The organism is Herbidospora cretacea (assembly GCF_001570605.1).
In the GTDB taxonomy this organism is placed as follows: domain Bacteria; phylum Actinomycetota; class Actinomycetes; order Streptosporangiales; family Streptosporangiaceae; genus Herbidospora; species Herbidospora cretacea.
Genome location: NZ_BBXG01000018.1, coordinates 1 through 24640 on the forward strand (window position 1 = coordinate 1; position 24640 = coordinate 24640).

At 69.5% G+C, this 24640-nt stretch carries 25 protein-coding genes and 1 tRNA gene; 14 read left to right on the plus strand and 12 right to left on the minus strand.

Features of this window, described 5'->3' with window-relative positions:
- From AW270_RS41900 to AW270_RS28495, 6 genes are all read left to right on the plus strand, one after another.
- Positions 1-1413, plus strand: a 1413-nt coding sequence (locus tag AW270_RS41900; protein ID WP_157522764.1) for a DUF4153 domain-containing protein, incomplete at its 5' end; no start/stop codon positions are given.
- Between the two features lie 4 nt (positions 1414-1417).
- Positions 1418-2902 carry an N-acyl-D-amino-acid deacylase family protein gene (locus AW270_RS28475; RefSeq protein ID WP_061299185.1) on the plus strand — a complete coding sequence of 495 codons (1485 nt, stop codon included), beginning with the start codon at positions 1418-1420 and terminating at the stop codon, positions 2900-2902.
- Positions 2903-2936: 34 nt separating this feature from the next.
- A complete protein-coding gene (locus AW270_RS28480; protein ID WP_061299186.1) occupies positions 2937-4031 on the plus strand; it encodes an alanine racemase in 1095 nt (364 codons plus the stop codon).
- Between the two features lie 8 nt (positions 4032-4039).
- Positions 4040-4420, plus strand: coding sequence for a Rid family detoxifying hydrolase (locus AW270_RS28485; RefSeq protein WP_061299187.1), 381 nt, complete (start codon positions 4040-4042; stop codon positions 4418-4420).
- The gene (locus AW270_RS28490) at positions 4420-5643 is read left to right on the plus strand and encodes a hypothetical protein (RefSeq protein ID WP_061299188.1); all 1224 of its coding nucleotides are present in this window, start codon (positions 4420-4422) and stop codon (positions 5641-5643) included. The genes AW270_RS28485 and AW270_RS28490 overlap by 1 nt, the downstream gene beginning before the upstream one ends.
- A 10-nt stretch (positions 5644-5653) precedes the next feature.
- A complete protein-coding gene (locus AW270_RS28495) occupies positions 5654-6148 on the plus strand; it encodes a GNAT family N-acetyltransferase (RefSeq protein ID WP_061299191.1) in 495 nt (164 codons plus the stop codon).
- Between the two features lie 10 nt (positions 6149-6158).
- Here the strand turns inward: AW270_RS28495 and AW270_RS28500 are convergent, their stop codons facing one another.
- The 4 genes from AW270_RS28500 to AW270_RS28515 all read right to left on the minus strand — a co-directional run bounded on the left by AW270_RS28500 (position 6159) and on the right by AW270_RS28515 (position 10548).
- Positions 6159-7160, minus strand: coding sequence for a LacI family DNA-binding transcriptional regulator (locus AW270_RS28500; RefSeq protein ID WP_061299193.1), 1002 nt, complete (start codon positions 7158-7160; stop codon positions 6159-6161).
- A gap of 52 nt (positions 7161-7212) precedes the next feature.
- The gene (locus AW270_RS28505; protein WP_061299195.1) at positions 7213-8166 is read right to left on the minus strand and encodes a carbohydrate ABC transporter permease; all 954 of its coding nucleotides are present in this window, start codon (positions 8164-8166) and stop codon (positions 7213-7215) included.
- A gap of 1 nt (position 8167) precedes the next feature.
- Entirely contained in the window at positions 8168-9151 is a 984-nt protein-coding gene (locus AW270_RS28510) for a carbohydrate ABC transporter permease (protein ID WP_061299197.1), read from the minus strand.
- Positions 9152-9225: 74 nt separating this feature from the next.
- Complete coding sequence (locus AW270_RS28515) at positions 9226-10548, minus strand: ABC transporter substrate-binding protein (protein WP_369409009.1); 1323 nt, start codon at positions 10546-10548, stop codon at positions 9226-9228.
- A gap of 666 nt (positions 10549-11214) precedes the next feature.
- Here AW270_RS28515 and AW270_RS28520 point away from each other — a divergent pair.
- Both AW270_RS28520 and AW270_RS28525 read left to right on the plus strand, forming a co-directional pair.
- Positions 11215-12588: a GH1 family beta-glucosidase gene (locus AW270_RS28520; protein WP_061299199.1), complete on the plus strand. Its 1374-nt coding sequence runs from the start codon at positions 11215-11217 to the stop codon at positions 12586-12588.
- Entirely contained in the window at positions 12585-13565 is a 981-nt protein-coding gene (locus AW270_RS28525; RefSeq protein WP_061299203.1) for a LacI family DNA-binding transcriptional regulator, read from the plus strand. Before AW270_RS28520 ends, AW270_RS28525 begins: the two co-directional genes overlap by 4 nt.
- Positions 13566-13636: 71 nt before the next feature.
- Here AW270_RS28525 and AW270_RS28530 read toward each other — a convergent pair whose 3' ends face one another.
- Together AW270_RS28530 and AW270_RS38090 are read right to left on the minus strand one after the other, a co-directional pair.
- Complete coding sequence (locus AW270_RS28530) at positions 13637-14038, minus strand: SRPBCC family protein (protein WP_061299205.1); 402 nt, start codon at positions 14036-14038, stop codon at positions 13637-13639.
- An 18-nt stretch (positions 14039-14056) separates the two neighbouring features.
- Positions 14057-14227: an MbtH family NRPS accessory protein gene (locus AW270_RS38090; RefSeq protein WP_082801901.1), complete on the minus strand. Its 171-nt coding sequence runs from the start codon at positions 14225-14227 to the stop codon at positions 14057-14059.
- Positions 14228-14333: 106 nt separating this feature from the next.
- Between AW270_RS38090 and AW270_RS28535 the strand changes: the two genes are divergently transcribed.
- Positions 14334-15476 (plus strand): ROK family transcriptional regulator, encoded by a 1143-nt coding sequence (locus AW270_RS28535; protein WP_061299206.1) that lies wholly within the window; start codon positions 14334-14336, stop codon positions 15474-15476.
- A gap of 85 nt (positions 15477-15561) precedes the next feature.
- Positions 15562-16920 carry a glycoside hydrolase family 16 protein gene (locus AW270_RS28540; RefSeq protein WP_061299207.1) on the plus strand — a complete coding sequence of 453 codons (1359 nt, stop codon included), beginning with the start codon at positions 15562-15564 and terminating at the stop codon, positions 16918-16920.
- On the opposite strand, the gene AW270_RS28545 is transcribed toward AW270_RS28540, so the two are convergent.
- The 3 genes from AW270_RS28545 to AW270_RS28555 are packed head-to-tail and all read right to left on the minus strand — an operon-like array spanning position 16899 to position 18519.
- Positions 16899-17465: a DinB family protein gene (locus AW270_RS28545; protein WP_061299208.1), complete on the minus strand. Its 567-nt coding sequence runs from the start codon at positions 17463-17465 to the stop codon at positions 16899-16901. The two genes, AW270_RS28540 and AW270_RS28545, sit on opposite strands and share 22 nt — an antisense overlap.
- A gap of 9 nt (positions 17466-17474) precedes the next feature.
- Entirely contained in the window at positions 17475-18041 is a 567-nt protein-coding gene (locus AW270_RS28550) for a hypothetical protein (RefSeq protein ID WP_061299210.1), read from the minus strand.
- 31 nt (positions 18042-18072) lie between these two features.
- On the minus strand, positions 18073-18519 hold the full coding sequence (locus AW270_RS28555; RefSeq protein ID WP_061299212.1) for a MarR family winged helix-turn-helix transcriptional regulator: 447 nt from the start codon (positions 18517-18519) through the stop codon (positions 18073-18075).
- Positions 18520-18594: 75 nt separating this feature from the next.
- Between AW270_RS28555 and AW270_RS28560 the strand changes: the two genes are divergently transcribed.
- Positions 18595-19359 (plus strand): SDR family NAD(P)-dependent oxidoreductase, encoded by a 765-nt coding sequence (locus AW270_RS28560; protein ID WP_061299213.1) that lies wholly within the window; start codon positions 18595-18597, stop codon positions 19357-19359.
- 78 nt (positions 19360-19437) lie between these two features.
- Here AW270_RS28560 and AW270_RS28565 read toward each other — a convergent pair whose 3' ends face one another.
- Positions 19438-19845: a response regulator transcription factor gene (locus AW270_RS28565; protein WP_245674897.1), complete on the minus strand. Its 408-nt coding sequence runs from the start codon at positions 19843-19845 to the stop codon at positions 19438-19440.
- A gap of 122 nt (positions 19846-19967) precedes the next feature.
- On the opposite strand from AW270_RS28565, the gene AW270_RS28570 reads away from it, so the two are divergent.
- A tRNA-Arg gene (locus AW270_RS28570) sits at positions 19968-20039 on the plus strand.
- A 144-nt stretch (positions 20040-20183) separates the two neighbouring features.
- Here the strand turns inward: AW270_RS28570 and AW270_RS28575 are convergent.
- Positions 20184-21089, minus strand: coding sequence for a tyrosine-type recombinase/integrase (locus AW270_RS28575; RefSeq protein ID WP_082801902.1), 906 nt, complete (start codon positions 21087-21089; stop codon positions 20184-20186).
- Positions 21090-22038: 949 nt separating this feature from the next.
- A complete protein-coding gene (locus AW270_RS28580) occupies positions 22039-22881 on the minus strand; it encodes a helix-turn-helix domain-containing protein (RefSeq protein WP_061299217.1) in 843 nt (280 codons plus the stop codon).
- Positions 22882-22998: 117 nt separating this feature from the next.
- On the opposite strand from AW270_RS28580, the gene AW270_RS28585 reads away from it, so the two are divergent.
- Both AW270_RS28585 and AW270_RS28590 read left to right on the plus strand, forming a co-directional pair.
- Positions 22999-23544, plus strand: coding sequence for an MmyB family transcriptional regulator (locus AW270_RS28585; protein ID WP_061299218.1), 546 nt, complete (start codon positions 22999-23001; stop codon positions 23542-23544).
- Positions 23545-23564: 20 nt separating this feature from the next.
- The gene (locus AW270_RS28590; RefSeq protein ID WP_169807388.1) at positions 23565-24635 is read left to right on the plus strand and encodes a sensor histidine kinase; all 1071 of its coding nucleotides are present in this window, start codon (positions 23565-23567) and stop codon (positions 24633-24635) included.
- Positions 24636-24640: the final 5 nt, after the last annotated feature.

A 24640-nucleotide genomic window follows, 5' to 3' on the forward strand; every position in this document is an offset into this window, starting at 1 on the left:
CTCCCCGACACCCCCCGCTGGCTGCTCCCGGCGGCGACGGGCACGGGGCTGGTCGCGGCCGTCTGCTTCCCCTATGCGCCGACCGGCATCGGGGTCGTGCTGACCGCCGTCGCGCTCACGCTGGCGGTGCTCCCGGCCGTCAGGCACCGGATCACCCCGTGGAGCGTCGCCTACTCGCTCGCCGCCTACGGGCTGGTCTTCGTGGCGCTGTTCCGGGACGCCGACTGGGTGGTCGGGCTGAGTCTGCTGGCCGCGTTCGTGCTGGCCTCGCTGGCGCTGTCGGGTGGGCGGGGCTGGGCGGGGGTGACCAGAGGGCTGCTGTCGGTCGGGCTGGCGGTGTTCCCGGTGCCGTGGTTCCTCGCGGGGCCGGTCCGCAGGGTGCTGAAGCGCCGCAGTCTCGTGCCGGTGCTGATCTCGCTGGGGATCACGGCGTTCCTGGTCGCCGTGTTCGGGGTGCTGTTCATCTCGGCCGACGCGGTGTTCTCCTCGTTCGCCCGGGATCTTCTCTCGGCACCGGCCTGGGCCGAGACGCTGCCGGTGCGGATCTTCCTGTTCGTCTTCTTCGGGGTGCTCGCCGCCGCCGCGATCCTCGTCGCGCTGCGGCCGGTGGCGCAACCGCGCGTCGACTACGCGCCGATGCACGTCGCCCGGACCCTCTGGGTCATCCCGCTGGTGGCGGTGAACCTGCTGTTCGCGGCGTTCGTCGGGGTCCAGATCTCGGTGCTGTTCGGGGGGACCCGGAGGGTGCTGGAGACGGCGGGGCTGACGTTCGCCGAGTACGCCAGGTCGGGCTTCTTCGAGCTGATCGCGGTGAGTGTGTTCGTGCTGTTCATCGTGGCCTTCTGCAGCGTGATGATCAAGGGCGACCGCTGGATCATGGCGACGCTGCTGGGGCTGCTCTGCGCGCTGACGCTCGTCATCCTGGCCTCGGCGCTGCACCGGCTCGGCCTCTACACGGCCGCCTACGGTTTCACCCGCCTGCGCGCCTCGGTCGGCGCCACGATCTGGTGGATCGCCGCCGTGTTCGTGCTGGTCCTGCTCGGCGGGCTGGTGAAGCGGACCCGCTGGCTGCCGAAGGCGCTGGTCCTGCTCACGGCGGTGTCGCTGATGGTCTTCGCCGTCTGGAACCCCGACGCCCAGGTGGCGGAGAGCCAGGTCACCGTACGGGGCGTCGACCGCCTCGACGAGCACTACCTGGCCCGGTTGAGCGCCGACGCGATCCCCGGCCTGGACAAGCTGCCCGAACCGATCAGGAGCTGCGTGCTGAAGGACGTGATCCAGACCCAGGACCTGCGCTTCCCCGAGCCGTGGAACGGCTGGAACCTGTCCCGCCGGAAGGCGGCGGAGATCCTCGCCGCCCACCCGGTGAACTCGGCCGTGACGTGCGAGGAGAAGTACCGCTCCCCATACTGATCAGGTGACCTTCGACGTGGTGATCGCGAACGGCTGGGTCGTCGACGGGACCGGCGCCCCGCCGTTCCGCGCCGACGTCGGGATCTCGGGGAGCACGATCACAGCGGTCGGCCGGCTGCCCCACGACCGCGCGGTCGACGCCACCGGCCGTCTCGTCCTCCCCGGGATGGTCGACTGCCACTCCCACGGCGACGCCCTCGTCCACGACGAGGGGTTCCAGCTCGCCAACCTGCGCCAGGGCGTCACCACGGTCGTCCTCGGCCAGGACGGCCTGTCGTTCGCCCCGACCACCACCAGGGCCGCCTTCGACTACGCCACCCGCTACTTCGCCGCCATCAACGGCGGCTTCCCCGGGGAGGGCCCGATCTCGGTCGCCGAGATCCGGGCGAGCCATGACAATTCCGCTCTGAACAGCGTCTTCCTGCTCCCGCACGGAACGATCCGCTTCGACGTGCTCGGACCGGCACCGAAGGCCTCAGACACGGACGACCTCCGCAAGATGCGCTCGATCGTGGAGAAAGGCCTCGAAGAGGGCGCGGCGGGCCTGTCGACCGGGCTCGAATACGTCCCCGGCCGCTACGCCGACGTCGCCGAGCTCGCCGCCCTGTGCGCGCCTCTCCAGGGTCTCCCGTACGTCACCCACATGCGCGGCTACGGCCAGTCGGCCCCCGTCGGGATGAAGGAGGCGCTGGCCGTCACCGCGAAGGCGGGAGCCCCGCTGCACGTCTCCCACTTCCACGGCCCGGCCGACGTCCTGCTCCCGCTGCTCGACGGCGACACGACCTTCGACACCTACCCCTACCTGCGCGGCAGCACCATCCTGGCGATGATCGTGCTGCCCCAGCACGTCCCGGCCGCCGACCCGGCGCGGGCCCTCCCGATGATCGAGAACCTCGACCTCGACCACGCCTGGGAGCGGCTCACCATCGCCCACGCCCCGGGCCTCGCATGGTCCGAGGGCCTGACGATCCCGGCGGCGGCCGCCCGCCAGGGCGAGAGCCCGGCCGCCTTCGCCCGCCGCCTGCTCATCGAGACCAACCTTGAGGCCGGGTGTGTCAGCGCCCGTCCCGATGAGGGCCCGGCGGGGGAGGAGTCGGTCCGGCGGATCCTGCGCCACCCCGCCCACACCGGCGGCTCCGACGGCCTGCACGTCGGCGGCCACCCCCATCCGCGCGCCTACGGCGCGTTCGCCCGGTTCCTCGGCCACCACGTGCGGGAGAAGGGCGATCTGAGCTGGCCGCAGGCCGCCTCGCACCTCGCCGCCCACCCGGCCCGCCGGTTCCGGCTGTTCGACCGGGGGCTGGTCCGCCCCGGGCAGGCCGCCGACCTCGTCCTCGTCGACCCGGCGAAGGTCACCGACACCGCCACCTACGCCGCCCCGCGCGAACTCGCCCAGGGGATCGACGACGTGTGGATCAACGGCACCCGGGTTCTCAAAGCAGGACATCTCACCACAGCTCGTCCCGGCCGGGCCCTGCGACCGGCGTAGTCTCCTATACGATCCACGAGTGCTCATTTCCGGCATGACCATCGACTGGCGCACACGGGGATTCGTCCAGCCGGAGCCGGTCACGGCGGAGGAGTTCCTGGCGGCCCGCCACGGCCTGTTCGACGGGCCGTTCACGTGGCCGCTCATGGTCGCCCGTGAGAGCGCCCTCGACCACAACGTGCGGGCGCTCGCGGACCACGTACGGAAGAACGGGCTTCTGCACGCCCCCCACGGCAAGACGACCATGTCGCCGCAGCTGTTCGCCAAGCAGCTCGCGGCGGGCGCCTGGGGCCTGACCGCCGCGACCGCGAGCCAGGTCATGGTCTACCGGCACCTCGGCGTCGAGCGGGTCCTGCTGGCCAACGAGATCTACGACGAGACGGCCATCGATTGGCTGGCCGCCCAGGACCTGGACCTGCTCGTCTACGCCGACTCCCCGCGAGGCGTCGAGCTGCTGGCCGGGAAGGGCTTCAGGATCCTGGTCGAACTGGGGCATCCCGGCGGGCGGACCGGCTGCCGCACCCTCGACGAGGCCAAAGCGCTCAAGGCCCTCATCGACGCCACCGACGGCGTCGAGTTCGCCGGGGTGTCCGGCTACGAGGGCACCCAGCCCGGCCGCGACGGCGTCACCCGCTACCTGAAGGACCTCCGCGCCCTCGCCGAGGACCTCGGCGCCCCGATCGTGTCGGCCGGCGGCAGCTCCTACTTCGACCTGGTCACCGACGAACTCGCGGGCATGGACGCGCAGGTCATCGTGCGCCCCGGCGCCTACATCGGGCACGACGAGGGCTTCTACGCCCGGATGAGCCCCTTCGCCGACCGGCTGAGGCCGGCGCTGGAGGTGTACGCCCAGGTCGTCTCCACCCCCGAGCCCGGCCTGGCCGTCGTCGGCCTCGGCAAGCGCGACATCCCCCACGACCTGGACCTGCCGATCGCGCCCGCCGGCCTGGCGGTGACGAAGGTCCAGGACCAGCACACCTACCTCGGCGACCCGGGCGGCACGCTGCGGCCGGGGGACCTGCTCAGGTTCGGCATCTCCCACCCCTGCACCGCCTTCGACAAGTGGCGGGTCATCCCGGTCATCGACGACGACCACATCGTGGTCGACCTGCTCACCACGTACTTCTAGGAGAACCAGTGAAGGAAGAGATCCGCACCGCCGACGGCGCGGCCCCCGTCGGCGCCTACTCGCAGGGGCTCGTGGTCGGCGACTTCGTCTACACCTCCGGCATGGGGCCGCTCGACCCGGTCACCGGCGAGGTCGTCGGCGACGACGTGGCGGCGCAGACCCACCGCACGTTGCAGAACCTGGGCGCGATCCTCGCCGCCCACGGCCTGACCTTCGACGACGTCGTCAAGTCGACGGTGCACCTGCAGAACCTGAAGGAGGACTTCGCCGCCTACAACGAGGTCTACAAGTCCTACTTCACCCAGCCCTATCCGGTCAGGACCACCGTAGGATCGCAGCTCATGGACATCCTGGTGGAAATCGACTTCGTGGCCTACAAGGGGCGTTAGTGGATTCTTCGGTGTACGTCTTCGTCGAGGACCTGCGCGACGAAGGCGTCGACGCGGTGCTCGACCGGATCACGGACCTCGGCGTGGCCGGGGTGACCGTGGCCGCCGCCGTCCACCGGATCACGGACGTCACGCCCCACGGCCGCAGCCGGGTCACCGTCCGCCACGACGGGGTGCATTTCCCGCCGCCCCCCGACCTGTTCGGCGTGCTGTCCCCACCGGTCCAGGACGGGGCCGAGGAGAAGATCCTCGACGACCTGCGCGCCGCCTGCCGGGCCCGGGGCCTGGCCTTCCACGGCTGGGCGGTGTTCCTGCGCAGCCCGGCCCTCGGGGCGGCGCACCCCGGGACGACGGTCCGCAACTGCTTCGGCGACCGCAGCGCCCCCGCCGACCTGTGCCCGGCCAACCCCGACGTGCGCGCCTACGCCGTCGGGCTGGCCCGCGCGGTGGCCCGGCAGGGCGTCGACAGCGTGGTGGCCGACTCGCTCCACTTCGCCGCGTTCACGGCCGGGCGCTCCTACATCCCGCTGGGCCCCATGGACGCGTTCCTGCTCGGCCTGTGCTTCTGCCACCACTGCCTGCTGCGGGCGACCCAGCTGGGCGTCAACGCCGAGGTGGCGCGCGAGGAGTGCGCCCGCATCGTCGGCGGCGTCCTCGACGGCGACCCGCCCGCCCAGGGCCAGGTCACCAGGGCCGCGCTGACCGCATATGCGGGCCCGGAAGTCGTCGCCTACGCCCGCGCCCGCTCCGAGACGGTGACCTCGCTGGTCGCCGAGGTGTCGGCGGCGGTCACCGAGGAGGGCTCCCAGCTCACCTTCATGGACGCCACCGGCGCGCTGAAGGGCGCCGCCGACGGCCTCCCGACGGCGGGGCTGTCGGCCCACGACGCGTGGCAGATCGGCGTCGACCTGGTCGCCCTCGGCGACCTGGTGCCCTCGTTCGCGGTGCTCGCCTACGCCCGCGACGCGGCCCGGATCGCCGACGACCTGGCGGCCTACTCGCGCTCGGTCGGCAAGGACCGGGAGCTGCGCGCGGTCCTGCGGCCGGGCATGCCCGACATCGAGGGCTGGGGCGAGCGCCGCCGCGACGTCGACTCGACCGAACGCTTGGCCGCCAAGGTCAGGGCGGCCAAGGCGGCCGGGGCGGCCGGCGTCGACTTCTTCGCCTACGGGCTGGTCAGCCGCAAGGTCCTCAGCAGAATAGACGGGGCACTGTCCGGCTGAGGGAGCACACATGATCGTCCGTGCGATGAAGGATGACGACGCCGACCAGGTCCTGGCCATCTACCAGGCCGGGCTGGACGGCGGCGAGGCCAGTTTCGAGACCGTCGCGCCCGCCTGGGAGGCCTTCGCCGCGGCCAAGCTGCCCGGTCACGCCCACGTCGCCGTCGACCCGGCGTCGGGCGAGGTGGCCGGGTGGGTCGCCGCCTCGGCGGTCTCCAGCCGGTGCGTCTACGCCGGGGTGGTCGAGAACTCCCTGTACGTCGCCCCGGCCCACCAGGGACGCGGGCTCGGGACCCTGCTGCTGAACGCCCTGATCGCCTCGACCGAGGCGGCCGGGATCTGGACCATCCAGGCCGGGATCTTCCCCGAGAACACCGCCAGCCTGCGGCTGCACGAGAAGACCGGGTTCCGGCGGCTCGGCGTCCGGGAGCGCGTCGGCCGCCACCACGACCGGTGGCGGGACGTCGTCCTCCTCGAACGCCGCAGCCGGGTCACCGGCCTCTGAGCGCCGGGCGTCAGGCCGACTCGCGGACGACCAGCTCGGTCGACAGGATCACCGGATCGGCCACCGTCTCGCCCCGCTCCAGCAGGCTGAGCAGCAGCTTCACCATCGCCGCCGCCTGCTCGATGATCGGGTGGCGGACCGTCGTCAGCGGCGGGTCGGTGTAGCGGGCCGCCTCGATGTCGTCGAAGCCGACGATCGCGACGTCGTCGGGCACGCTCCGCCCGGCCTGGCGCAGCGCCTGCATCGCGCCGATCGCCATCAGGTCGTTGGCGATGAACACCGCGTCGAGCTGCGGGTCGTCCTCAAGGAGCTGGCGCATGGCGATCGCGCCGGACTCGCGGGTGAAGTCGCCGACCGCGACGATCGAGCGCCGGTCGGAGTCGCGCAGCGCGGTGCGGTAGCCGGTCAGCCGGTCCTGCCCGCCGATCATGTCCTGCGGCCCGGCGATCGTGGCGATGCGCCGCCGGCCCCGGTCCAGCAGGTGTCTCACCGCCTTCGCGGCCCCGCCCACGTTGTCGTTGTCGACGTAGGGCAGCGCCACGGGGACGGCCGGGCGGCCGTAGGACACCGCCGGGACGCCCATGCGGGTGATCGCGGCGGGCAGCGGGTCGGCGCCGTGCATCGAGATGAGCATGACGCCGTCGACGTGGCCGCTGGCGATGTACCGCTCCACGCGCGCGTGGGACTGGGCCGTGCCGCTGAGCATCAGCACGACCTGCTTGTCGGCCGCCTCCAGCTCGACGCTGGCCGAGCGGATGACGGTGGAGAACATGGGGTCGTCGGAGAACACCCGCGTCGTCGGCTCCGACACCACCAGGGCGATCGAGTCGGTCCGCTGGGTGACGAGGCTGCGCGCCGCCGAGTTGGGCACGTAGCCCAGCTCACGGACGGCGCGCAGCACCACGTCGCGGATCTCGGGACCGACGGTGGCCTGGCCGTTGACGACCCTGGAGACGGTCGCCCGGGAAACCCCGGCTCGTGCGGCGACGGCCTCCAAGGTGGGGCGCTTCATCGACAGGTCCCTCCCACATGGCTCGGGTTGAGGACGATAACGATATCGGCCCCTAGCCCTTCACACTTCCGGCCAGCAGGCCGCGTACGAAGTAACGCTGCATCGACAGGAAGACGATCAACGGGATGATCATGGAGACGAACGCGCCCGAGGTCAGGCGCTGCCACTCGTTGCCCCGGGTGCCGGCCATCTGCGCCAGCCGTACCGTCATCGGAGCCGTGTCCGCCGTGCCGCCCGAGAAGATCAGCGCGACCAGCAGGTCGTTCCACACCCAGAGGAACTGGAAGATGCCGAACGCCGCCAGCGCGGGGGCCACCAGCGGCAGGACGACCTTGCGCAGGATCGTGCCGTGGGTGGCGCCGTCGACACGGGCCGCCTCCATCAGTTCGCCGGGCAGTTCCGACATGAAGTTGTGGATCAGGAACACGCCCAGCGGCAGCGCGAAGCAGGTGTGCGCGAACCAGACCTGGATGAACTGGCCCGGCCCTTCGAGGTTCCAGGCCGGCATCAGGGTGATGCCGAAGACCTCCACACCCTGCGAGAAGAACGACAGCAGCGGCACGAGAGCCATCTGCAGCGGCACGACCTGGAGGGCGAAGATGCCGATGTAGACCCAGTCACGGCCGCGGAACCGCGTCCACGACAGCGCGTAGGCCGCGAACGTGGCCAGCGCCAGCGGGAACAGCACCGACGGGATCGTGATCACGACGGAGTTGATCAGGAAGCTGGCCAGGCGGCCCGACGACGACGAGCTGCCGAACAGCACCTCCCGGTAGTTCTCCAGCGTCAGCGCGGGGTTGGTGAAGAACGTCCACCAGCCGGACCCCTTGATGTCGTCCTCCGGCCGGAACGACGACAGGAACAGGCCGAACGTGGGGGTCGTCCAGAGCAGCGCGATGACGACCGCGATCAGGCTGGCGGTGCGGCTGGTCAACCGCTTGCGGACCCGGCCGACGGACGTCTTCGGTTCGGTCTTGACGGCCACGCTCGGGGCGATGGTGGTCATCTCATGCCTCCCGGCGCTGCCGCAACGAGCGGATCTGATAGACGACGATGGGCGTCACGAGCACGAAGAGGAACACGGCCAGCGCCGCGCCCTTGCCCGCCTCGCCGTAGCGGAACGCCTGGTTGTACATCTCGTTGGCGATGACGCTGGTGTCGAACTGGCCGCCCGTCATGGTGCGGACGATGTCGAACAGCTTCAGGGTGCCGATCGACTGGGTCACCAGCACCACCACGAGCGCGGGGCGGATCGAGGGGAGCGTGACCCGGAAGAACATCTGGAGCGGGGTCGCGCCGTCGAGCCGGGCGGCCTCGACGATCTCGGCCGGGATGCCCTTGATCGCGGCCGACAGGACCACGGTCGCGAAGCCGGCCTGGATCCAGACCATGACGACGATCAGGAACAGCGTATTGGTCGGGGCCTCCTGCAGCCACTGCTGCGGTTCGCCGCCGAGCCACACCACGAACTGGTTGAGCAGGCCGATCTGGTTGGCGTCCTCGGGGCGGTAGGCGTAGACGAACCGCCAGATGATGCCCGCGCCGACGAACGAGATCGCCATCGGCAGGAACACCAGCGACTTGGCCGCCGCCTCGAAGCGGGACTTGTCCACCACGACGGCGTACACGAGACCGATGGCCGTGACCAGCAGCGGCACCAGCAGCACCCAGATCAGGGTGTTGCGCAGGACGGTGATCGCCTCCGGCTGGGTGAACATCCAGAGGTAGTTGTCCAGGCCGACGAACTGGCTGCTGTCGCCGTTCATGAACGACAGCAGGGTGGTCCGGATGCCGGGGACCACCAGGCCGATCGCGAGCAGCGCCAGCGCGGGGCCGAGCAGCAGGAGTGAGTGTCCCCACGACCGTTCCTTCATGGGGGCGCGGTCGAGCAGGACGAGCATGAGGCCGACGAAGGCCAGGAACGCGATGACGCCGATCAGAAGCTGGAGGAGTTTGGGCGCTTCGGCGGAGAAATCGAAGAAGAAGTCCATGGGGCGAGGTCTCCCGGGTGCGGGTGTGCCCGGCCCCGGAGCCGTGAGCTCCGGGGCCGGGCAGCGGTCCTATGTCAGGACTTCGGCCAGGAGGCCTCGATGAAGTCGAGGGTCGACTTCGTGTCCTTGCCGTTGATCCAGTCGGTCATGCCCTTCCAGAACGTGCCCGCGCCGACCGCGGCCGGCATCAGGTCGGAACCGTCGAAGCGGAAGACCGTGTTCGGGTCCTGCAGCATCTCGATGGAGAGCTTGTCGATCGCGTTCGCGGCCTTGCTGACGTCGACCTTCTTGTTGGCCGAGACGTAGGTGCCCAGGGCCATGCGGCGGTTGGGGAAGTCGCCGCCTGCGAGGTAGGCCTGCACGGCCTGGACCTCGGGACGGTCGGTGAAGGCGGCCACGAACTCGCCGGCGCCGAGGACCGGCTTGCTGTTGGCGTCGTTGCCCGGCAGGTAGAAGGCGAAGACGTCGCCGTCCTCGGCCACCTTGGTGCCCTCGGGCCAGAAGTTGGCGTAGAAGGAGGCCTGGCGGTGCAGGGCGCACTTGCCCTCGGTGATCGGCACGCCGCCCTCCTGGAAGGCGGTCGAGGCGATCGACTTCACGGGGCCGTAGCCGCCGTTGACGTACTTGTCGTTCTTGAGGATCGCGCCGACCTTGTCGACGGCGGTGACCATCTTGGGGTCGTTGAAGGGCAGGTCGTGGGCGACCCACTGGTCGTAGCCGTCGGGGCCGAGGTCGCGCAGGACGACGTCCTCGATCCAGTCGGTGGCGGGCCAGCCGGTGGCGTCGCCCGACTCGATGCCGGCGCACCACGGCTTGATGCCGGAGGCGGCGATGGTCTCGGTCAGGGTCATCAGGTCGGCCCACGTGGTGGGGACGGTCCAGCCCTTCTCGGCGAACATCGAGGGGGAGTACCAGACGAACGACTTCACGCTGGCGCCCAGCGGCGCGCCGTAGAACACGTTGTCGACCGTGGAGTACTTGGCCCAGTCGGCCGACCAGTTCTCGGTGGCCAGCGCCTTGACCTTGTCGGAGGCGGGCTTCAGCTTGCCGGCCTTGGCGAAGCGCTCAAGCAGACCGGGCTGCGGGAAGAACGCGATGTCAGGCGGGTTGCCGGCGTCGGCGCGCACCTGGATCTGGGCCTCGAACTCGCCGGTGCCCTCATAGGTGATCTTGATGCCGGTGCACTTGGCGAAGGGACCCCAGGCCTGCTCGAACAGGTCGGCCTCCGCGTCGCGGATCGGGGAGTAGATGCTCACCGTCGTGCCGTCGAACTTGCCGTATTCGGTGAACGGCGCGCAGTCCGCGGACGCCGCTTCGCCACCTCCGGCCGAGGCTGCCGGGGCGGCGGTGTCGCCGCCGGAGCTACCGCAGCCGGTGGCCACGAGTGCCAAGCCCAAGCCGGCCGCGATGGCGGACAAACGGGCGGGTCGTGAGAGGAGCGACATGGGACCCTTCCTCCAAAGTTCTTCCTTGAACTCTCATCAGAGAGCGGTTCCGGAAGCTTCACCCCGGTTACGACGGCGTGTCAATCCATGTGAGATTACGGTTACCTCATTGTGAATTGGACAGTTCCGTAATCGCGGAGAGCGCTCTCTCGTGACGTAGCGGCCGGTGACCGGGAGGTCGGTGATCGTCACATTCCCGCCAGTCGACACGACATGCCTCATTGGAGGACACGTTATGAGGACGGTCGTGGGAGCGCGACCACGGTTGTGTTCCGATTCGGTCACCACACCCTTGTAAGGGTTTCTTCCGCACGTATCAACAAATAGGAAAGGGGTCAGGGGTGGGTGCCGGGGGTGGCGCTCCCGGAGCGCCGTAGCCGCCTCCTCGGTGGCCGGGCGGCCGGTCGGCAGGGCCCTGCGGATCGCCCTTCGGCGGCGTCGTTGGAGAGCGCTCTCAAGCGTGGGGCGCCGACGCGACATGAAGCATGCGTCAACGGGTCATCACGTGTCACCGCGGAAACGTGTGACAAACGCCCCGCGTTGACATGGGGGCCGACTTGCCGGGATGCTGGCTGAGAGCGCTCTCACGTCGGGGGCCGGATGCATGGGGGCAGCAGGATGACCGTGTCGGCGGATCTGGCCAGGGGGGCGCAGGTCCTGGAATTCCCGCAGGGGTTCGTCTGGGGCACCGCGACCGCCGCCTACCAGATCGAGGGGGCCGTCCGCGAAGGGGGACGCGGGCCGAGCATCTGGGACACGTTCAGCGCCACCCCGGGCAAGGTCTTCCAGGGTCACACCGGTGAGGTCGCCTGCGACCACTACCACCGTCACCGCGACGACGTGGCGCTGATGTCCTCGCTCGGCATGGCGGCCTACCGCTTCTCGGTCGCCTGGCCGCGCATCCAGCCCAGCGGCAGCGGCCCGGCCAACCCGCACGGCCTCGACTTCTACGACCGCCTCGTCGACGACCTCCACGAGGCCGGGATCAGCCCCTACGTCACCCTCTACCACTGGGACCTGCCGCAGGCCCTGGAAGACCGCGGCGGCTGGACGGTCCGCGAGACGGCGGAGCGGTTCGCCGAATACTCGGCCGCCGTGTTCCGCCGCCTCGGCGACCGGGTGGAGAACTGGACGACCCTGAACGAGCCGTGGTGCTCGGCCTTCCTCGGCTACGCGGCCGGCATCCACGCCCCGGGGCGCACCGACGTCGGCGCCTCCTTCGCGGCGGCCCACCACCTGCTGCTCGGCCACGGTCTCGCGACGCGGGAGCTGCGCGCCCTCGGCGCCAAGCAGATCAGCATCACCCACGCCCTGTCGCCGATCCGGGGTGAGGACCCCGACGCGGTGGCGGTGCCCGACGGCATCATGAACCGGATCTTCCTCGACCCGGTGCTGCGCGGCGTCTACCCGGCCGACGTGGTCGCGCGGGCCGCGCGCTTCACCGACTGGTCGTTCGTCCAGGAGGGCGACCTGGCGCTGATCGGGCAGCCGATCGACGTGCTGGGCGTCAACTACTACAACCCGACCTTCACCGAACCCCGCCCCGGCGAGCCCGCCAACCCGGTCTTCCCGGGCAGCGAGGGCATCGGGTTCCCCGTTCCCGACGGTCCGAAGACCGCCATGGGCTGGCCGATCGAGGCCGCGGGCCTCACCGAACTCCTGGTGAGCCTGTCCCGCGACTACCCCGGCGTGCCGCTCATGATCACCGAGAACGGCGCCGCCTTCGACGACACGCTCATCGGGGGCCGAGTCGACGACAGGCGGCGCACGGAGTTCCTCGACGCCCACTTCCGGGCCGCCCACGACGCCATCGCCCAGGGCGTCGACCTGCGCGGATACCTGGTGTGGAGCTTCCTGGACAACTACGAGTGGGCCTACGGGTACGACAAGCGCTTCGGCCTGGTCTACATCGACTACGCGACGCAGGAGCGCGTGCCGAAGGACAGCGCGAAGTGGTACTCCGAGGTGATCCGCCGGAACGGCCTGGTGTGACCAGGCCCACGCTGGAGAAGGTCGCCGCGCGGGCCGGCGTCTCCAGGGCGACGGTCTCCCGGGTGGTCAACGGCTCGACGACCGTCGCCGAGCACATCCGCGTGGCGGTCCAGCGGGCCGTCGAGGAGCTCGGGTACGTCCCCAACCAGGCCGCCCGCAGCCTGGTGACCCAGCGGGCCGACTCGATCGCGCTGGTCTTCTCCGAGCCGCCGGTCCGCGTCTTCTCCGACGACCCGACCTTCGCCGGGATCATCCGGGGCGTCTCGCTGGAGGCCGACGCGGCCGACAAGCAGGTCGTGCTGATGCTGGCCGGGTCGTCCCGGGGCCACGAGCGGGTCGAGCGCTACACCACGTCGGGCCACGTCGACGGGGTGATCGTCGCCTCCATGCACGGCGCCGACCCGCTGCCCGCCGCGCTGGCCCGCCGGGGCATCCCGGTGGTCTGCAGCGGGCGGCCCCTGACGGGGTCCTCTCTCCCGTACGTCGACATCGACAACGTCGGCGGCGCAGAGTCGGCGGTGCGGCACCTGCTGGAGTCGGGCCGCAGGCGGATCGCCACCATCGCCGGCCCGCCCGACATGGTGGCCGGGATCGACCGCCTGACCGGCTACCGCTCGACGCTCCGTGACTCGGGCCGCCGGTCGATCATCGCCATCGGCGACTTCACCCGCGACGGCGGCTTCGACGCCATGAACCAGCTCCTGGAGGACGACCCCGCCCTCGACGCGGTGTTCGCGGCCTCGGACATGATGGCGCTCGGCGCGCTCCAGGCCCTGCGCAGGGCGGGCCGCCGGGTCCCCGACGACGTGGCGGTGATCGGCTACGACGACATCCCGTCGGCGCCCTACGCGGATCCGCCGCTGACGACGGTCCGGCAGCCGACCCTGCGGATGGGCCGGGAACTCGCCCGCCTGCTGCTGAACCCCGGCGAGTCGGTGATCCTCCCGACCGAGCTGGTGGTCCGGGAGTCGGCCTGACCGTCCGAATCCGGGACATCGAGCAGGTGGACGCCGCCGGCCGACCGGCTGCACGCCGACCTCGGCACACTCTATTCGGGCTGACCCGCCTCGATCGCGGTCCTCATCTCGGCCGCGCCGTAGCGCATGCGGATCTCGACCTCCCCGGCGGCGCTGTCGGGGAGGACGTCGGCCGTCCAGACCAGCGTGCCGTCGGGCCGGACCTCGAACGAGGCGTGGTGGTGGACCAGCGGGGGACGGGCTCCGGCGACGACCGCGTAGGCGAAGCGGCGGGCCTCGTCGTCGAGGGAGACGATCAGCTCCTCGACCACGTTGCCGTCGGGGAAGGTGAGGTATCTGCGGCCGTTCTCGATCTTCGTGTCGACGACCCGGCCGGGCAGCAGCCGCTCGTGGACGGCGCCGACGTCGCGGATGACGTCCCAGATCCGATCAGGGGGGGCGGCGACGGGCGTCTCGACGCGGATGAAGGCCACGAACGGACCCTACCGGTTTCAGATGATCTTTCCGTCGATGCCCCAGAGAGCGGCCACCCGGTCGAGGTGTTCCTGGAACACGCCGTCGACGCCGGTCGCGACCCATCCCTCGGGGACGTCGCGATCGGCGGGACAAAGGGAGTAGTTGCCTTCGCCATCCATGATGACCTTGAACGTGCGGGGGGCCATATCTGCCCCTTTCCACCGACTGAGAGCGCTCTCTGTTCAGAATCCACCCGTTCCTGTAGAACGTCAAGAGGTGTACGTTCAATCCCTGAACAAGGGAGATCGTTTGATGGCCAACTCGCTGACGGCTCTTCGGGAGACCAACCGCCGCCTGATCACGGAGACGGTACGCAAATCCGGCTCCCTGACCCAGGCGCAGCTCGCCCGTCAGACGGGCCTGTCCCCGGCGACGGTCTCGACCATCGTCAGGGAGCTGCGCGACGCGGGACTGGTGGAGATCTCCCAGGCCGGAGGCCGTCGCCACCTCATCTCCCCGGTCCGCGAGACCGGGCTCGTCGTCGGCGTCGACTTCGGGCACTCGCATCTGCGGGTGGCGCTGGCCGAGCGGTCCCACCGGGTGCTGGCCGAGGAGGCGATCCCGTTCGACATGGGGGTCCGGGCGCCCGAGGGGCTGGCGGCGGCCGAGCGTCTGATCATCGATCTGCTGGGACGGGCGGGCGTCGACCGCGCCGAGATCAAGGCCGTCGGGCTCGGGCTGCCGGGACCGATCGACCCGCAGACCGGGATCATGGGGTCGAGCACCATACTGCCCGGCTGGGCCGGCGTCGATCCGGCCGCCGAGCTGGGACGACGTCTCGACGTGCCGGTCGTGGTCGACAACGACGCCAACCTCGGAGCGCTGGCCGAGGCCACGTGGGGGGCGGCCAAGGGGCGGCGCGAGGTGGCGTACATGAAGATCGGCACGGGGGTCGGCGCGAGTATCCTGATCGACGGCCGGCTCTACCGGGGCGCGACCGGGACCGCCGGGGAGCTCGGCCACATCACGATCGACGAGAACGGCCGGCTGTGCCGGTGCGGCAACCGCGGCTGCCTGGAGACGCTGGCCGGCGGGCAGCAGCTCATCGACCTGGTCCGGCCCACCCACGGGCAGGTCACCGTGTCGCGGCTGGTCGAGCTGGCCCACGGCGGCGACATCGGCTGCCGCCGGGTGATCGCCGACGCCGGGCGGCATCTCGGGGTCGCAGTGGCGAGCCTGTGCAACATCCTCAACCCGGGCCTGGTGGTGATCGGCGGCGCGCTGGCCGAGGCGGGCCCGCTGCTGATCGAGCCGATCATGACCGTGGTCGGCCGCCTGGCCATCCCGAGCGCGGCCCACGCGGTCACCGTGGTGAAGGGTGAACTGGGCGAACGCGCCGGAGTGCTCGGAGCGCTCGCGCGTGTTCAGAGTCCGAATATAGAGAGCGCTCTCTAGAAGCTTCACCGGAGCTCTTGACGACGTGTGAAGCCGGGCGCACAGTAACGGCAATCTGCGACTTCCCACGTCCCGAAAGGTTCCGATGGCAACCTTACGAGTCGGTAAACGCTCTCTGGTCGGGTGGATAGCCGCCCTCGTGGTGCCGGTCCTGTGCATCGGCGTCGCCAACGCGGCCGTCCCCTCGACCCCCTCGGGCTGGACCCTGGTCTGGTCCGACGACTTCAACGGCTCGGCGGGCACCCTGCCCTCGTCGGCCAACTGGATCATCGACACCGGCCACGGCTATCCGGGCGGCCCCGGCAACTGGGGCACCGGGGAGATCCAGAACTACACCTCCAGCACCCAGAACCTCAGCCTCGACGGCAGCGGCAACCTGCGCATCACCCCGATCGGCAGCGGCCAGAACTGGACCTCCGCCCGGATCGAGAGCCGCCGCGCCGACTTCAAGCCCGACGCCGGCCGGATCCTGCGGATCGAGGGCCGCATCCAGATGCCCAACGTGACCGGCAACGCGGCGCTCGGGTACTGGCCCGCCTTCTGGGCCCTGGGCGCCCCCTACCGGGGCAACTACTGGAACTGGCCCGGCATCGGCGAGTTCGACATCATGGAGAACGTCAACGGGATCAACCAGGTCTGGGGCGTCCTCCACTGCGGCGTCACCCCCGGCGGCAACTGCAACGAGACCAACGGACTCGGCGCCTTCCGCACCTGCCCCGGCTCCTCCTGCCAGTCGGCGTTCCACACGTACAGATTCGAGTGGGACCGCTCGATCACGCCCAACCAGTTCCGCTGGTACGTCGACGGCCAGAACTACCACACCCTCAGCCAGAACCAGTTCGACGCGACGACCTGGTCCAACATGACGAGCCACGCGGGCTACTTCCTGCTGCTCAACGTGGCGATGGGCGGCGGCTTCCCCAACGGCGTGGCCGGGTTCGGCACCCCGACCTCCGCCACCGTCAGCGGCCGTCCCATGGTCGTCGACTACGTCGCCGTCTATCAGAGCGGCACCGGCACGACCCCGCCCCCGTCATCGCCGCCCCCGACCGGCGGCGTGATCCAGGCCGAGTCGTACACCGCCCAGCAGGGCACCCAGCTGGAGACCACGACCGACGCGGGCGGCGGCCAGAACGTCGCCTACATCTCCAACGGCGACTGGCTGCGCTACTCGGTCACCTTCAGCGGCGAGACCCAGTTCAACGCCCGGGTCGCCTCCGGCGCGGCCGGCGGAGTCAGCGGGCTCGTCCAGGTGCGGCTCGGCAGCCCCACCGGCACGGTGATCGGCCAGATGTCGGTCGGCAACACCGGCGGCTGGCAGTCGTGGCGCACCGTCCCGGCCAACATCTCGTCCGTCTCCGGCACGCAGACCGTCTACATCACCTTCAGCAGCGGTCAGCCGGCCGACTTCGTCAACCTCAACTACTTCACGTTCTCCCGGTAGAGGTCCCGCAGCAGCGAGATCTCCGCGCAGTGGTGGACCAACTCCCGGTTCAGCCACCAGACGATGGCGATGAACGGCACCGTGGGGTCGAGCCCGGCCGGGAACTGGCTGAACCCCACGGTGTCGAGCTGCCCCTCGGTGAGCCGGTCGACGTCCTCCTTCCAGCGGTCGACGATCTCCCAGAGGACCTTCTGGGCGTCGTCGGCCGTGTGGGGGATCTCCAGGTCGTCGAAGAGCATCCGGCGGTCGCCGAACGTCCAGTCCCACCGCAGGGTGAAACAGGCGATCAGGTGGGCGACCCGCCAGGCGATGCTGGTGACCGGCGGGGGAACCGGCTCGTGGGGGGAGAAGTCGGCGATCCAGTCGCCCTTGCCGTAGACGTCGACGTCGCCGTCGAGCCGTCTCCGGACGGTCCAGGAGTTGCCCGGCGCGGGCTCCCAGAAGTACTCGTCGTCGGTCAGGCCCCGAAGACGGGTCCTGCTGAACTCGACAGAGGTCTCAAGCTGGTCGAGCAGAAGTCCGACCCGATCGGTGCGCAGTTCCATGCCCGGGCACTACCCCCGGACCGTCCACTCATGAGCGTCGAGGAACGACCGGTCGCCCACCAGATAGAGCAGCACGATGCGCCGCACGTCCTCCTTGCCCGGAGTGGTCATGGTCCGGATGACGCCCGCCTCCTTGAAGTCGACCTCGTAGCCGGGGGAGACCTGGACGAAGTGGTTGCCGTAGACGACCAGCGCCATGAACGGGTTCTCGGCCGACAGCGTCTCCAGGACGTCGTTGACCAGGTTCAGATCCGGGTCGTGGACGACCATGCCGTCGCCGGTGTGGAGCTGGACCTCGCGGTAGGCGCCCAGGGGCTCGCGGTTGTGGACCAGATGCCGCCGGACGTCGTAGCAGACCAGGTTGTGCTCCCGGGCGAAGGCGAAGGCGGCGTTGCCGACCTCGTCGGTCAGCTCGTCGGGCGCGCTCACGAACGCGCCGTCCACCGTGGCCCCCGGGAGGGCGGCGGCCAGCAGACGGCTGGTCTCCGCCGGGATCCGCGCCTTGGGATAGAGGTCCCTGGCGTCTTCCCTGGAGATCGGTTCGGGTTCGTGCCAGACGGCCAGCTCGAAGGTCATGGCACCGACGATAGGGCCAGATCCGGCCCGGTCAGCCGGTGGTGGCGACTTTCTGGATCGCGCGGGCCAGGGCGGCGACGTCCAGGCCCTCGAGGTGGTCGAGCAGGTGCCGGCGCACGCTGGCCAGGTTGCTCGGCCAGGCGCGTTCCAGGCGGGCGAGCCCGGCGTCGGTGAGGACGGCGTTCCAGCCGCGGGCGTCGTCGTCGCTCCTGACCCGTTCGATCAGGCCCTGCTTCTGCAGGACGCCGGCGATGCGCGTCATGCCGCTCAGCGACAGTTCGCAGGCCACCGCGAGTTCGCCCATCCGCATCCGGCGCTCCGGGGCCTCCGCCAGCCGCATGAGGGCGGTCCACTCGATGAGCGGCAACTGCTGTTCGCGGACCATGTCGGCGTCGATCGCGCGGGGGAGCGCGTACATCAGCCGGGGGAGCGCGCGGACCAGGGTCTCCTCGTCGGGGGTGAGCCGTGGTGTGGTCATGGCCACATAGTACTTGCTTCACGAAGGAAGTATTGTCCTTGCTTGACGAAGCAACCATTTATCGAAGGAGACATCATGGGATCGCTGGACGGGAAGGTCGTACTGATCACCGGCACCGCCGGAGGACAGGGGCGGACCGCGTCGCTGGCCTTCGCCCGAGAGGGCGCGATGGTGGTCGGATGCGACATCCAGACCGCCGCCAACGACGAGACGGTGCAACTGGTCCGCCGCGCCGGCGGCGAGATGACCGGCGTCGCCCCGATCGACCTCACCGACCCCGAGCAGGCCCGGCAGGTCGTCGAGGACGCCGTCGCGATCTACGGCGGGCTCGACGTCGTCTACAACAACGCCGCCCTGCCCCGCTTCGGCCCACTGCCCGGCTTCTCGGTCGACGACTGGCGCACGACCATCGCGGGCGAACTCGACATCCCCTTCTACGTGTCCAAGTTCGCCTGGCCCCACCTGGTCACACGCGGCGGCGGCGTCATCATCAACGTCGCGTCGATGGCCGGCCTGATCGCCGGCGAGGTCCCCCCGATGGTCGCCCACAGCGCCGCCAACGCCGGCGTCATCGGCATGACCAGGCAACTCGCGCTCGAAGGCGCCCCACTGGGAATCCGCGCCGTGGCCATCAGCCCCGGACCGGTTCTCACCCCCGCCAGCGACCGCGACCTCGGCGACGACCAGGCGGCCAGGGACGCGATCACCAGGAAGACCATGCTCAAGCGCTTCGCACGGCCCGAGGAGATCGTCGAACTGGCCGTCTTCCTCGCCTCCGACCGGGCCGCCTACATCACCGGGGCCAACTACGCGGTCGACGGCGGCGCCACGGCGTGGTGACCTCTGCCCTCGGCCGGGGATCCCCTGTTGCCAGGAGCCGGGGCGCGGTGGTTCGGCGTCGTGTCCGGGGACCGGGGGCTAGATCTCCCGCGGCCCGGACCGGCTCCGGGCCGTCGCCGCCAGGTCGCGGACGACCTGGATCAGCTCGGCCGGGTCGAAGGGCTTGGTCAGATAGGAGTCGACGCCGATGCCCAGTCCCCGGCGCTTGTCGTCCTCCTGCGCCCTGGCCGTGATCAGGACGACCTTGACGTGGGTGGTGGCCGGGTCGGTCCGCAGCTTGGTGGCGGTCTCCCAGCCGTCGAGCCGCGGCATCATGACGTCGAGGGTGATCACGTCGGGATCGACCTCTTTGACCCGATCGAGGCAGTCCTGCCCGTCGAAAGCTGTATGGACATCGAAGCCCTCCAAGGTCAGATTGACCGCGATGAGCTGCCGGATGACCTCGTCGTCGTCGACGACGAGTACGCGCCCCAAAACCTCACCCACGGCCGCGAGGCTACCCCCGGGGGACGGGCGGCGCGGGGTTTTCGGGGGATGTGTGCCCGGGCGCGTCGCATAACGGTGTGCGAAGAGGGGCTGGAGTACTGGTAATCTGAAGTCGTTCCTGAGCCCCCTTAGCTCAGGGGATAGAGCACCGGCCTCCGGAGCCGGGAGCGCAAGTTCGAATCTTGCAGGGGGCACCTGATCTTCACCAGCAAAAACTAGCTATGACCAGCATGAATAGCGTTGAACGGGCGAGTCTCCAGTCTCACGGAGGCTCGCCCGTTCTCATTGGCGCTCGCTGGTTGTGGGCCAGTTGTGGGCCAACGGTGGGCCGGGTTTGATCAGGCTTTGAGGACTGCCTCGATGCGCTGGTTGATCTGCTCCGCCTGCCCGTCCAGGCATTTGGCGTAGCGCTTGAGCAGGACTTCCACGCTGTTGCCGGCGCGTTCGGCGACGGTGGCCGGGTCAACCCCTGCGTTGAGCCACGTGGACAGGGAGGCGTGCCGCAGGTCGTAGGGTCTGCCAGCCAGGGGAGAGGCGGCCTGCTGAGGCGTCAGCGCCAAGCGTCTGGATTCTTCCCATGCGCGGGCATAGGTGGAAGCTCCGAGTACTCCGCCGCGTTCGTTGCGGAACAGTCGGCCGCCTGGGGCCGTGCCGAACTCTTCCAGGTGGGTGCGGAGGATGGTCACCAACTCGGGAGGGATCGGAACGGGCCGCACCTCCTGTTCCTCGCGCTGTTTGAGCCCGCGCTGATCATGAACCGTGCCGTTGTCGGTCCACTGCTTGCCGCTGCTGGGACGGGTTACTTCAAGGGTGAGAAGGCCCCAACCTTGGTCGGGTAGGAAACAGTCGGTCTGCCGGAGTCCGACGGCTTCGGCAGACCGCATGCCCGCGTAATAGAGGGTCGCGAAGAAAGCAGCCAGACGACGGCCTCGGGCGCGGTGCCAGCTTCCGACGTAGGACAGGCCGGTGAGCAGTTCGCGAGCCTGAGAAGGATTGACCACGCGCCGACGGTCAATGGCGGTGTCTCGACTGGTCTTTTTCCGCTTCAGCCGCTTGAGAGGAGGTTCGGACAGTTCGCCAAGTTCGATGGCGTATTCGAGTGCGGTGTTCAGGCCGCGACGTCGCCGGGCGATCGTGTCCGGTGCCGCCCGCTTGCCGTCGCGAGTTTGGCCGAGTTCATGCCCGATCAGTCGGATAGCGGTGGGCGTCGCTAACTCCCCTACGGAGCCCAGTAAGCAGGGCAAACAGGTGACGTCACCGAACCGGTACGAAGATCACTTTCCTAGCGCCAATTCCTGCACCCAGCCTCTTCGGAGGCCTGTACGCGCTGGTCACCCTCACACCAGTACCCAGAAGATGTCTTATACGGAAAATATACGGAGCCTTGCTACTTTGAAGCGGGAATTTTCCGTGCCGGCGAGATCTAAGCACAGATCAGTCGGCTGATCGTCAAGACGGGAGAGGTGTGGGTAAGAAGTCTTCACAGCTCTTGCTGAAGTTTCTGGCTATTACTATAGCCGCAACGAGTGCAATAGCGATTTTCGGCAGTCCTGCGGTGGCAGCGGTTCCCAAGGGCTGCTATGCGACCCACGTCGAGTTCGATGAATGGCAATGGTATAGCGGGATGGGATGGTCCTACTGTCCATCAGGCGCCGGCGTCTATCACCTAGTGATTCTCGAGTGCAAGAGGGATAGTCCTATAAACGCCGTGTATAATAAATGGGGCCCGCGCGTCAAACCGGGCAAGTACTCATACGCATATTGCGATAGTGGAGATATCGCGATCAAATCCCATCTCAGCTACTATTAAACGAATGACCCGACGCCGATCCGCCAGTTCCGGGCGAAGGCAGCCGACTCCGCCCGGCGGGTAGGTTCGCTCGCATCGACCGAGCGGTCGGTGCGGCGAACACACTACGCGAGCTATTGGGACACCGAAGAGGTCATAAGCGGGTCTGCCGTGGGCGGGACATTTTCATGCGTACCCTGTGGGCCAATCATGGGCCAGCATGCGCCTCTATACGATGGGTATCTGGCATATATGCAGGTCAGGCCATGTTGGCGATGAGAACCTGCAACCCTCTCCGGAGCCGGGAGCGCAAGTTCGAATCTTGCAGGGGGCACCGAAATCGCTTCACCCGAAACCCTCACGACCTCCACCGGTCATGGGGGTTCTTCGTTTCCCCGCAGAGATCAGAGCGCTTCCCGGCAGAGGGTGTCGAGGGCCTCGGCCGAGTGGGTGTCGTGGTCGGCCTGCAGGGTGATCAGGTGCTGGCCCGGTGACCCGGCCAGGGAGAACACCTCGGTGTTGACCGTCAGTTCGCCGACCAGCTCGTGGCGGAAGCGGCGTCTGCGGCCCGGTTCGACCTGGACGTCGTAGCGCGCCCACGCGTCGCGGAACTCGGGGCTCTCGTCGGACAGTTCCTCGATCAGGCCGGTCATGCGGGAGTCGTGGGGGTTGCGGCCGGCGATGGCGCGGAAGTGGGCGACCTTGGCGCGGGCGGTCGACTCCCAGTCTCCGTAGAACTCCCTGACGACGGGGTCGAGGAACATGGCGCGAAGGGTGTTGTTGCCGACCTTCGTCCGGCGCTTGAAGCCGTTGCTGTAGAAGGCGGTGGCCGACGGGTTCAGGGCGACCACCTCCATGTACTGGTTGATCACGAAGGCGGGGGTCCGGTGCCAGCTGTCCATCAGGCGGATCAGATTGTCGCTGACGTGGTCGGGGTCCTCGGGCGGGGAGGGGGCGGGGTCGACCGGCAGGTCGCCTCGGGCCAGGGTGTAGAGATGGGTCAGGGCGTCGGTGCCGAGGGTGAAGACCTCCGCCAGGGCGGAGATCACCTGGTCGGAGGGGTTGCGTTCGCGGCCCTGTTCGAGGCGGACGTAGTAGTCGGTGCTGACGCCGATCAGCATCGCCACCTCCTCCCGCCGGAGGCCGGGGGTGCGGCGGGAACCGGCGTCCGGAAGATCGACTCGGGCCGGAGGGGTCGCCTCGCGCCGGGCCCGGAGGAACTCGCCGAGCTTTCGGTCGTTATCCATAAACACACCTTATGGGCGTTATGCCCTGTTTGAGGGGGTGTGTCACTGACAGGGTCCTCGGTACGTGGGAGTACCGCGGTCACCCTGCCTGGGTGGATCCGTCCTACGGTCGGTTTCATGGACAGAAGCGACATTCTCGACATCGCCGGTGCGAACCCGTGCCTGCGGCAGCTCATGGACGGCTGGCACGGGGTTCCCGTCCTCCTCTGTGACCCGGTGATGAACGTGCGCGCGGCCAACGATCTCGGGACCGCGCTGCTGAGCGGGCTGCGGTACGGCCACAACCTGTTCAAGCTGGTCTTCCTCGACCCGGCGGCGGGCGACTTCTTCATCGAGTGGCCGCACATCGCCGCCGCCGCGGCCGATCTGCTGCACTCCATCGCCGCCCAGGACCACCATCCCGGCCTGGACGCCCTGATCGGCGAACTCGGCGAGCGGAGCGAGGAGTTCCGGCGGATCTGGGCCGGGCACGACGTGTCGTCGGACGCCCGCCGGGTCAAACGCCTGCGCCACCCGCTCGTGGGCGAGCTCACCCTCTTCTGCGACGTGCTCGACGTCGAACGCCTGCCCGGCCATCACGTGCTCGCCTTCCAGGCCGAGCCGGGCAGCCCCTCCCAGCGCGCGCTCGACCTCCTGGCCACCCTTGGCGCCGCGGCCCGATGAAGACGATCCGGAGGCCGACCGTGACCATCTCCCACCCACCCCGCTCCATATCCATCCGCACCCGCTGCACCACGGCCACCTCGCTGCTGGTCCTGACCATCCTCGCGGTGCTGCTCACGCTGGACGCGACCGTCCTGCCCCTGCGCTCCTCCCTGGAGGCCGCCGCGGACGAGGGCCTGCTGGAGGGCTACGACCTGGAGGTCCTGCTGATCGCGTTCGGCCTGGTGCTGACCGCCGGGGCTGGGGCTGCCACCTGGTGGGTCGTCGGCCGGGCGCTACGACCTATACGGGCCTTCCGGGCCCACATCGACAAGATCACCGCCAGCAACCTGGGACGCCGCCTGCCCATCCCGCCCGGGGGCGACGAGTTCGCCGAACTGGCCCGTGCGGCCAACCTCACCTTCGCCCGGCTGGAGGAGGCGGTCGTCCAGCAGCAGGGTTTCGCGGCCATGGCCTCCCACGAGCTGCGCAACCCCATCGCGGGCCTGCGCGCCGAGCTGGAGGACGCCCTCGAACACCCCGAGGACACCGACCCGGCCCACAGCCTGCGGGCGGCCCTGACCACGGTCGAGCGCCTGGACACCATCGTCGCCGACCTGCTCGCCCAGGCCCGCCTGGACGCCACGGGCGGCACCGCCCCGCACGAGCTCATCGACCTCAGCGAACTCCTCGTCCAGGAGGCCGGCCGGATGAACGGGACGGTCGGCGGCGTCCCGGTCGGGATCGACGTGGCCAGCGACGTGTGGATCTTCGGGTCGCGCATCCAGCTCGTCCGCGCCCTGGCCAACCTCGTCGGCAACGCCCGGCGGCACGCCGTCTCCTCGGTCGGGCTCAGCCTCACCGCGTCCGCCGACGAGGCGGTCATCACCGTGACGGACGACGGCCCCGGGATTCCCCCCGCCGACCGTCAGCGCGTCTTCGAGCGGTTCACCCGCCTGGACGACGCCCGCCGCCTCGACGTGGGCGGCAGTGGGCTGGGCCTGGCCATCACCCGCGACATCGCCGACCGCCACGACGGCACCCTGACGCTGGAGGACTCCAAGGTGGGCGCCCGGTTCGTGCTGCGGGTCCCGCGCATCGTGGTGCTGTGAGCAGC

Bases quoted from the DNA above. Each gene is read 5' to 3' on its own strand.
- AW270_RS28520 (WP_061299199.1), top strand. From the start codon at position 11,215: ATGACCGTGTCGGCGGATCTGGCCAGGGGGGCGCAGGTCCTGGAATTC.
- AW270_RS28535 (WP_061299206.1), top strand. From the start codon at position 14,334: ATGGCCAACTCGCTGACGGCTCTTCGGGAGACCAACCGCCGCCTGATC.
- AW270_RS28555 (WP_061299212.1), bottom strand. From the start codon at position 18,519: ATGACCACACCACGGCTCACCCCCGACGAGGAGACCCTGGTCCGCGCG.
- AW270_RS28580 (WP_061299217.1), bottom strand. From the start codon at position 22,881: ATGGATAACGACCGAAAGCTCGGCGAGTTCCTCCGGGCCCGGCGCGAG.
- AW270_RS28495 (WP_061299191.1), top strand. From the start codon at position 5,654: ATGATCGTCCGTGCGATGAAGGATGACGACGCCGACCAGGTCCTGGCC.
- AW270_RS28545 (WP_061299208.1), bottom strand. From the start codon at position 17,465: ATGGAACTGCGCACCGATCGGGTCGGACTTCTGCTCGACCAGCTTGAG.
- AW270_RS28505 (WP_061299195.1), bottom strand. From the start codon at position 8,166: ATGACCACCATCGCCCCGAGCGTGGCCGTCAAGACCGAACCGAAGACG.
- AW270_RS38090 (WP_082801901.1), bottom strand. From the start codon at position 14,227: ATGGCCCCCCGCACGTTCAAGGTCATCATGGATGGCGAAGGCAACTAC.
- AW270_RS28560 (WP_061299213.1), top strand. From the start codon at position 18,595: ATGGGATCGCTGGACGGGAAGGTCGTACTGATCACCGGCACCGCCGGA.
- AW270_RS28480 (WP_061299186.1), top strand. From the start codon at position 2,937: ATGACCATCGACTGGCGCACACGGGGATTCGTCCAGCCGGAGCCGGTC.
- AW270_RS28585 (WP_061299218.1), top strand. From the start codon at position 22,999: ATGGACAGAAGCGACATTCTCGACATCGCCGGTGCGAACCCGTGCCTG.
- AW270_RS28510 (WP_061299197.1), bottom strand. From the start codon at position 9,151: ATGGACTTCTTCTTCGATTTCTCCGCCGAAGCGCCCAAACTCCTCCAG.
- AW270_RS28550 (WP_061299210.1), bottom strand. From the start codon at position 18,041: ATGACCTTCGAGCTGGCCGTCTGGCACGAACCCGAACCGATCTCCAGG.
- AW270_RS28500 (WP_061299193.1), bottom strand. From the start codon at position 7,160: ATGAAGCGCCCCACCTTGGAGGCCGTCGCCGCACGAGCCGGGGTTTCC.
- AW270_RS28540 (WP_061299207.1), top strand. From the start codon at position 15,562: ATGGCAACCTTACGAGTCGGTAAACGCTCTCTGGTCGGGTGGATAGCC.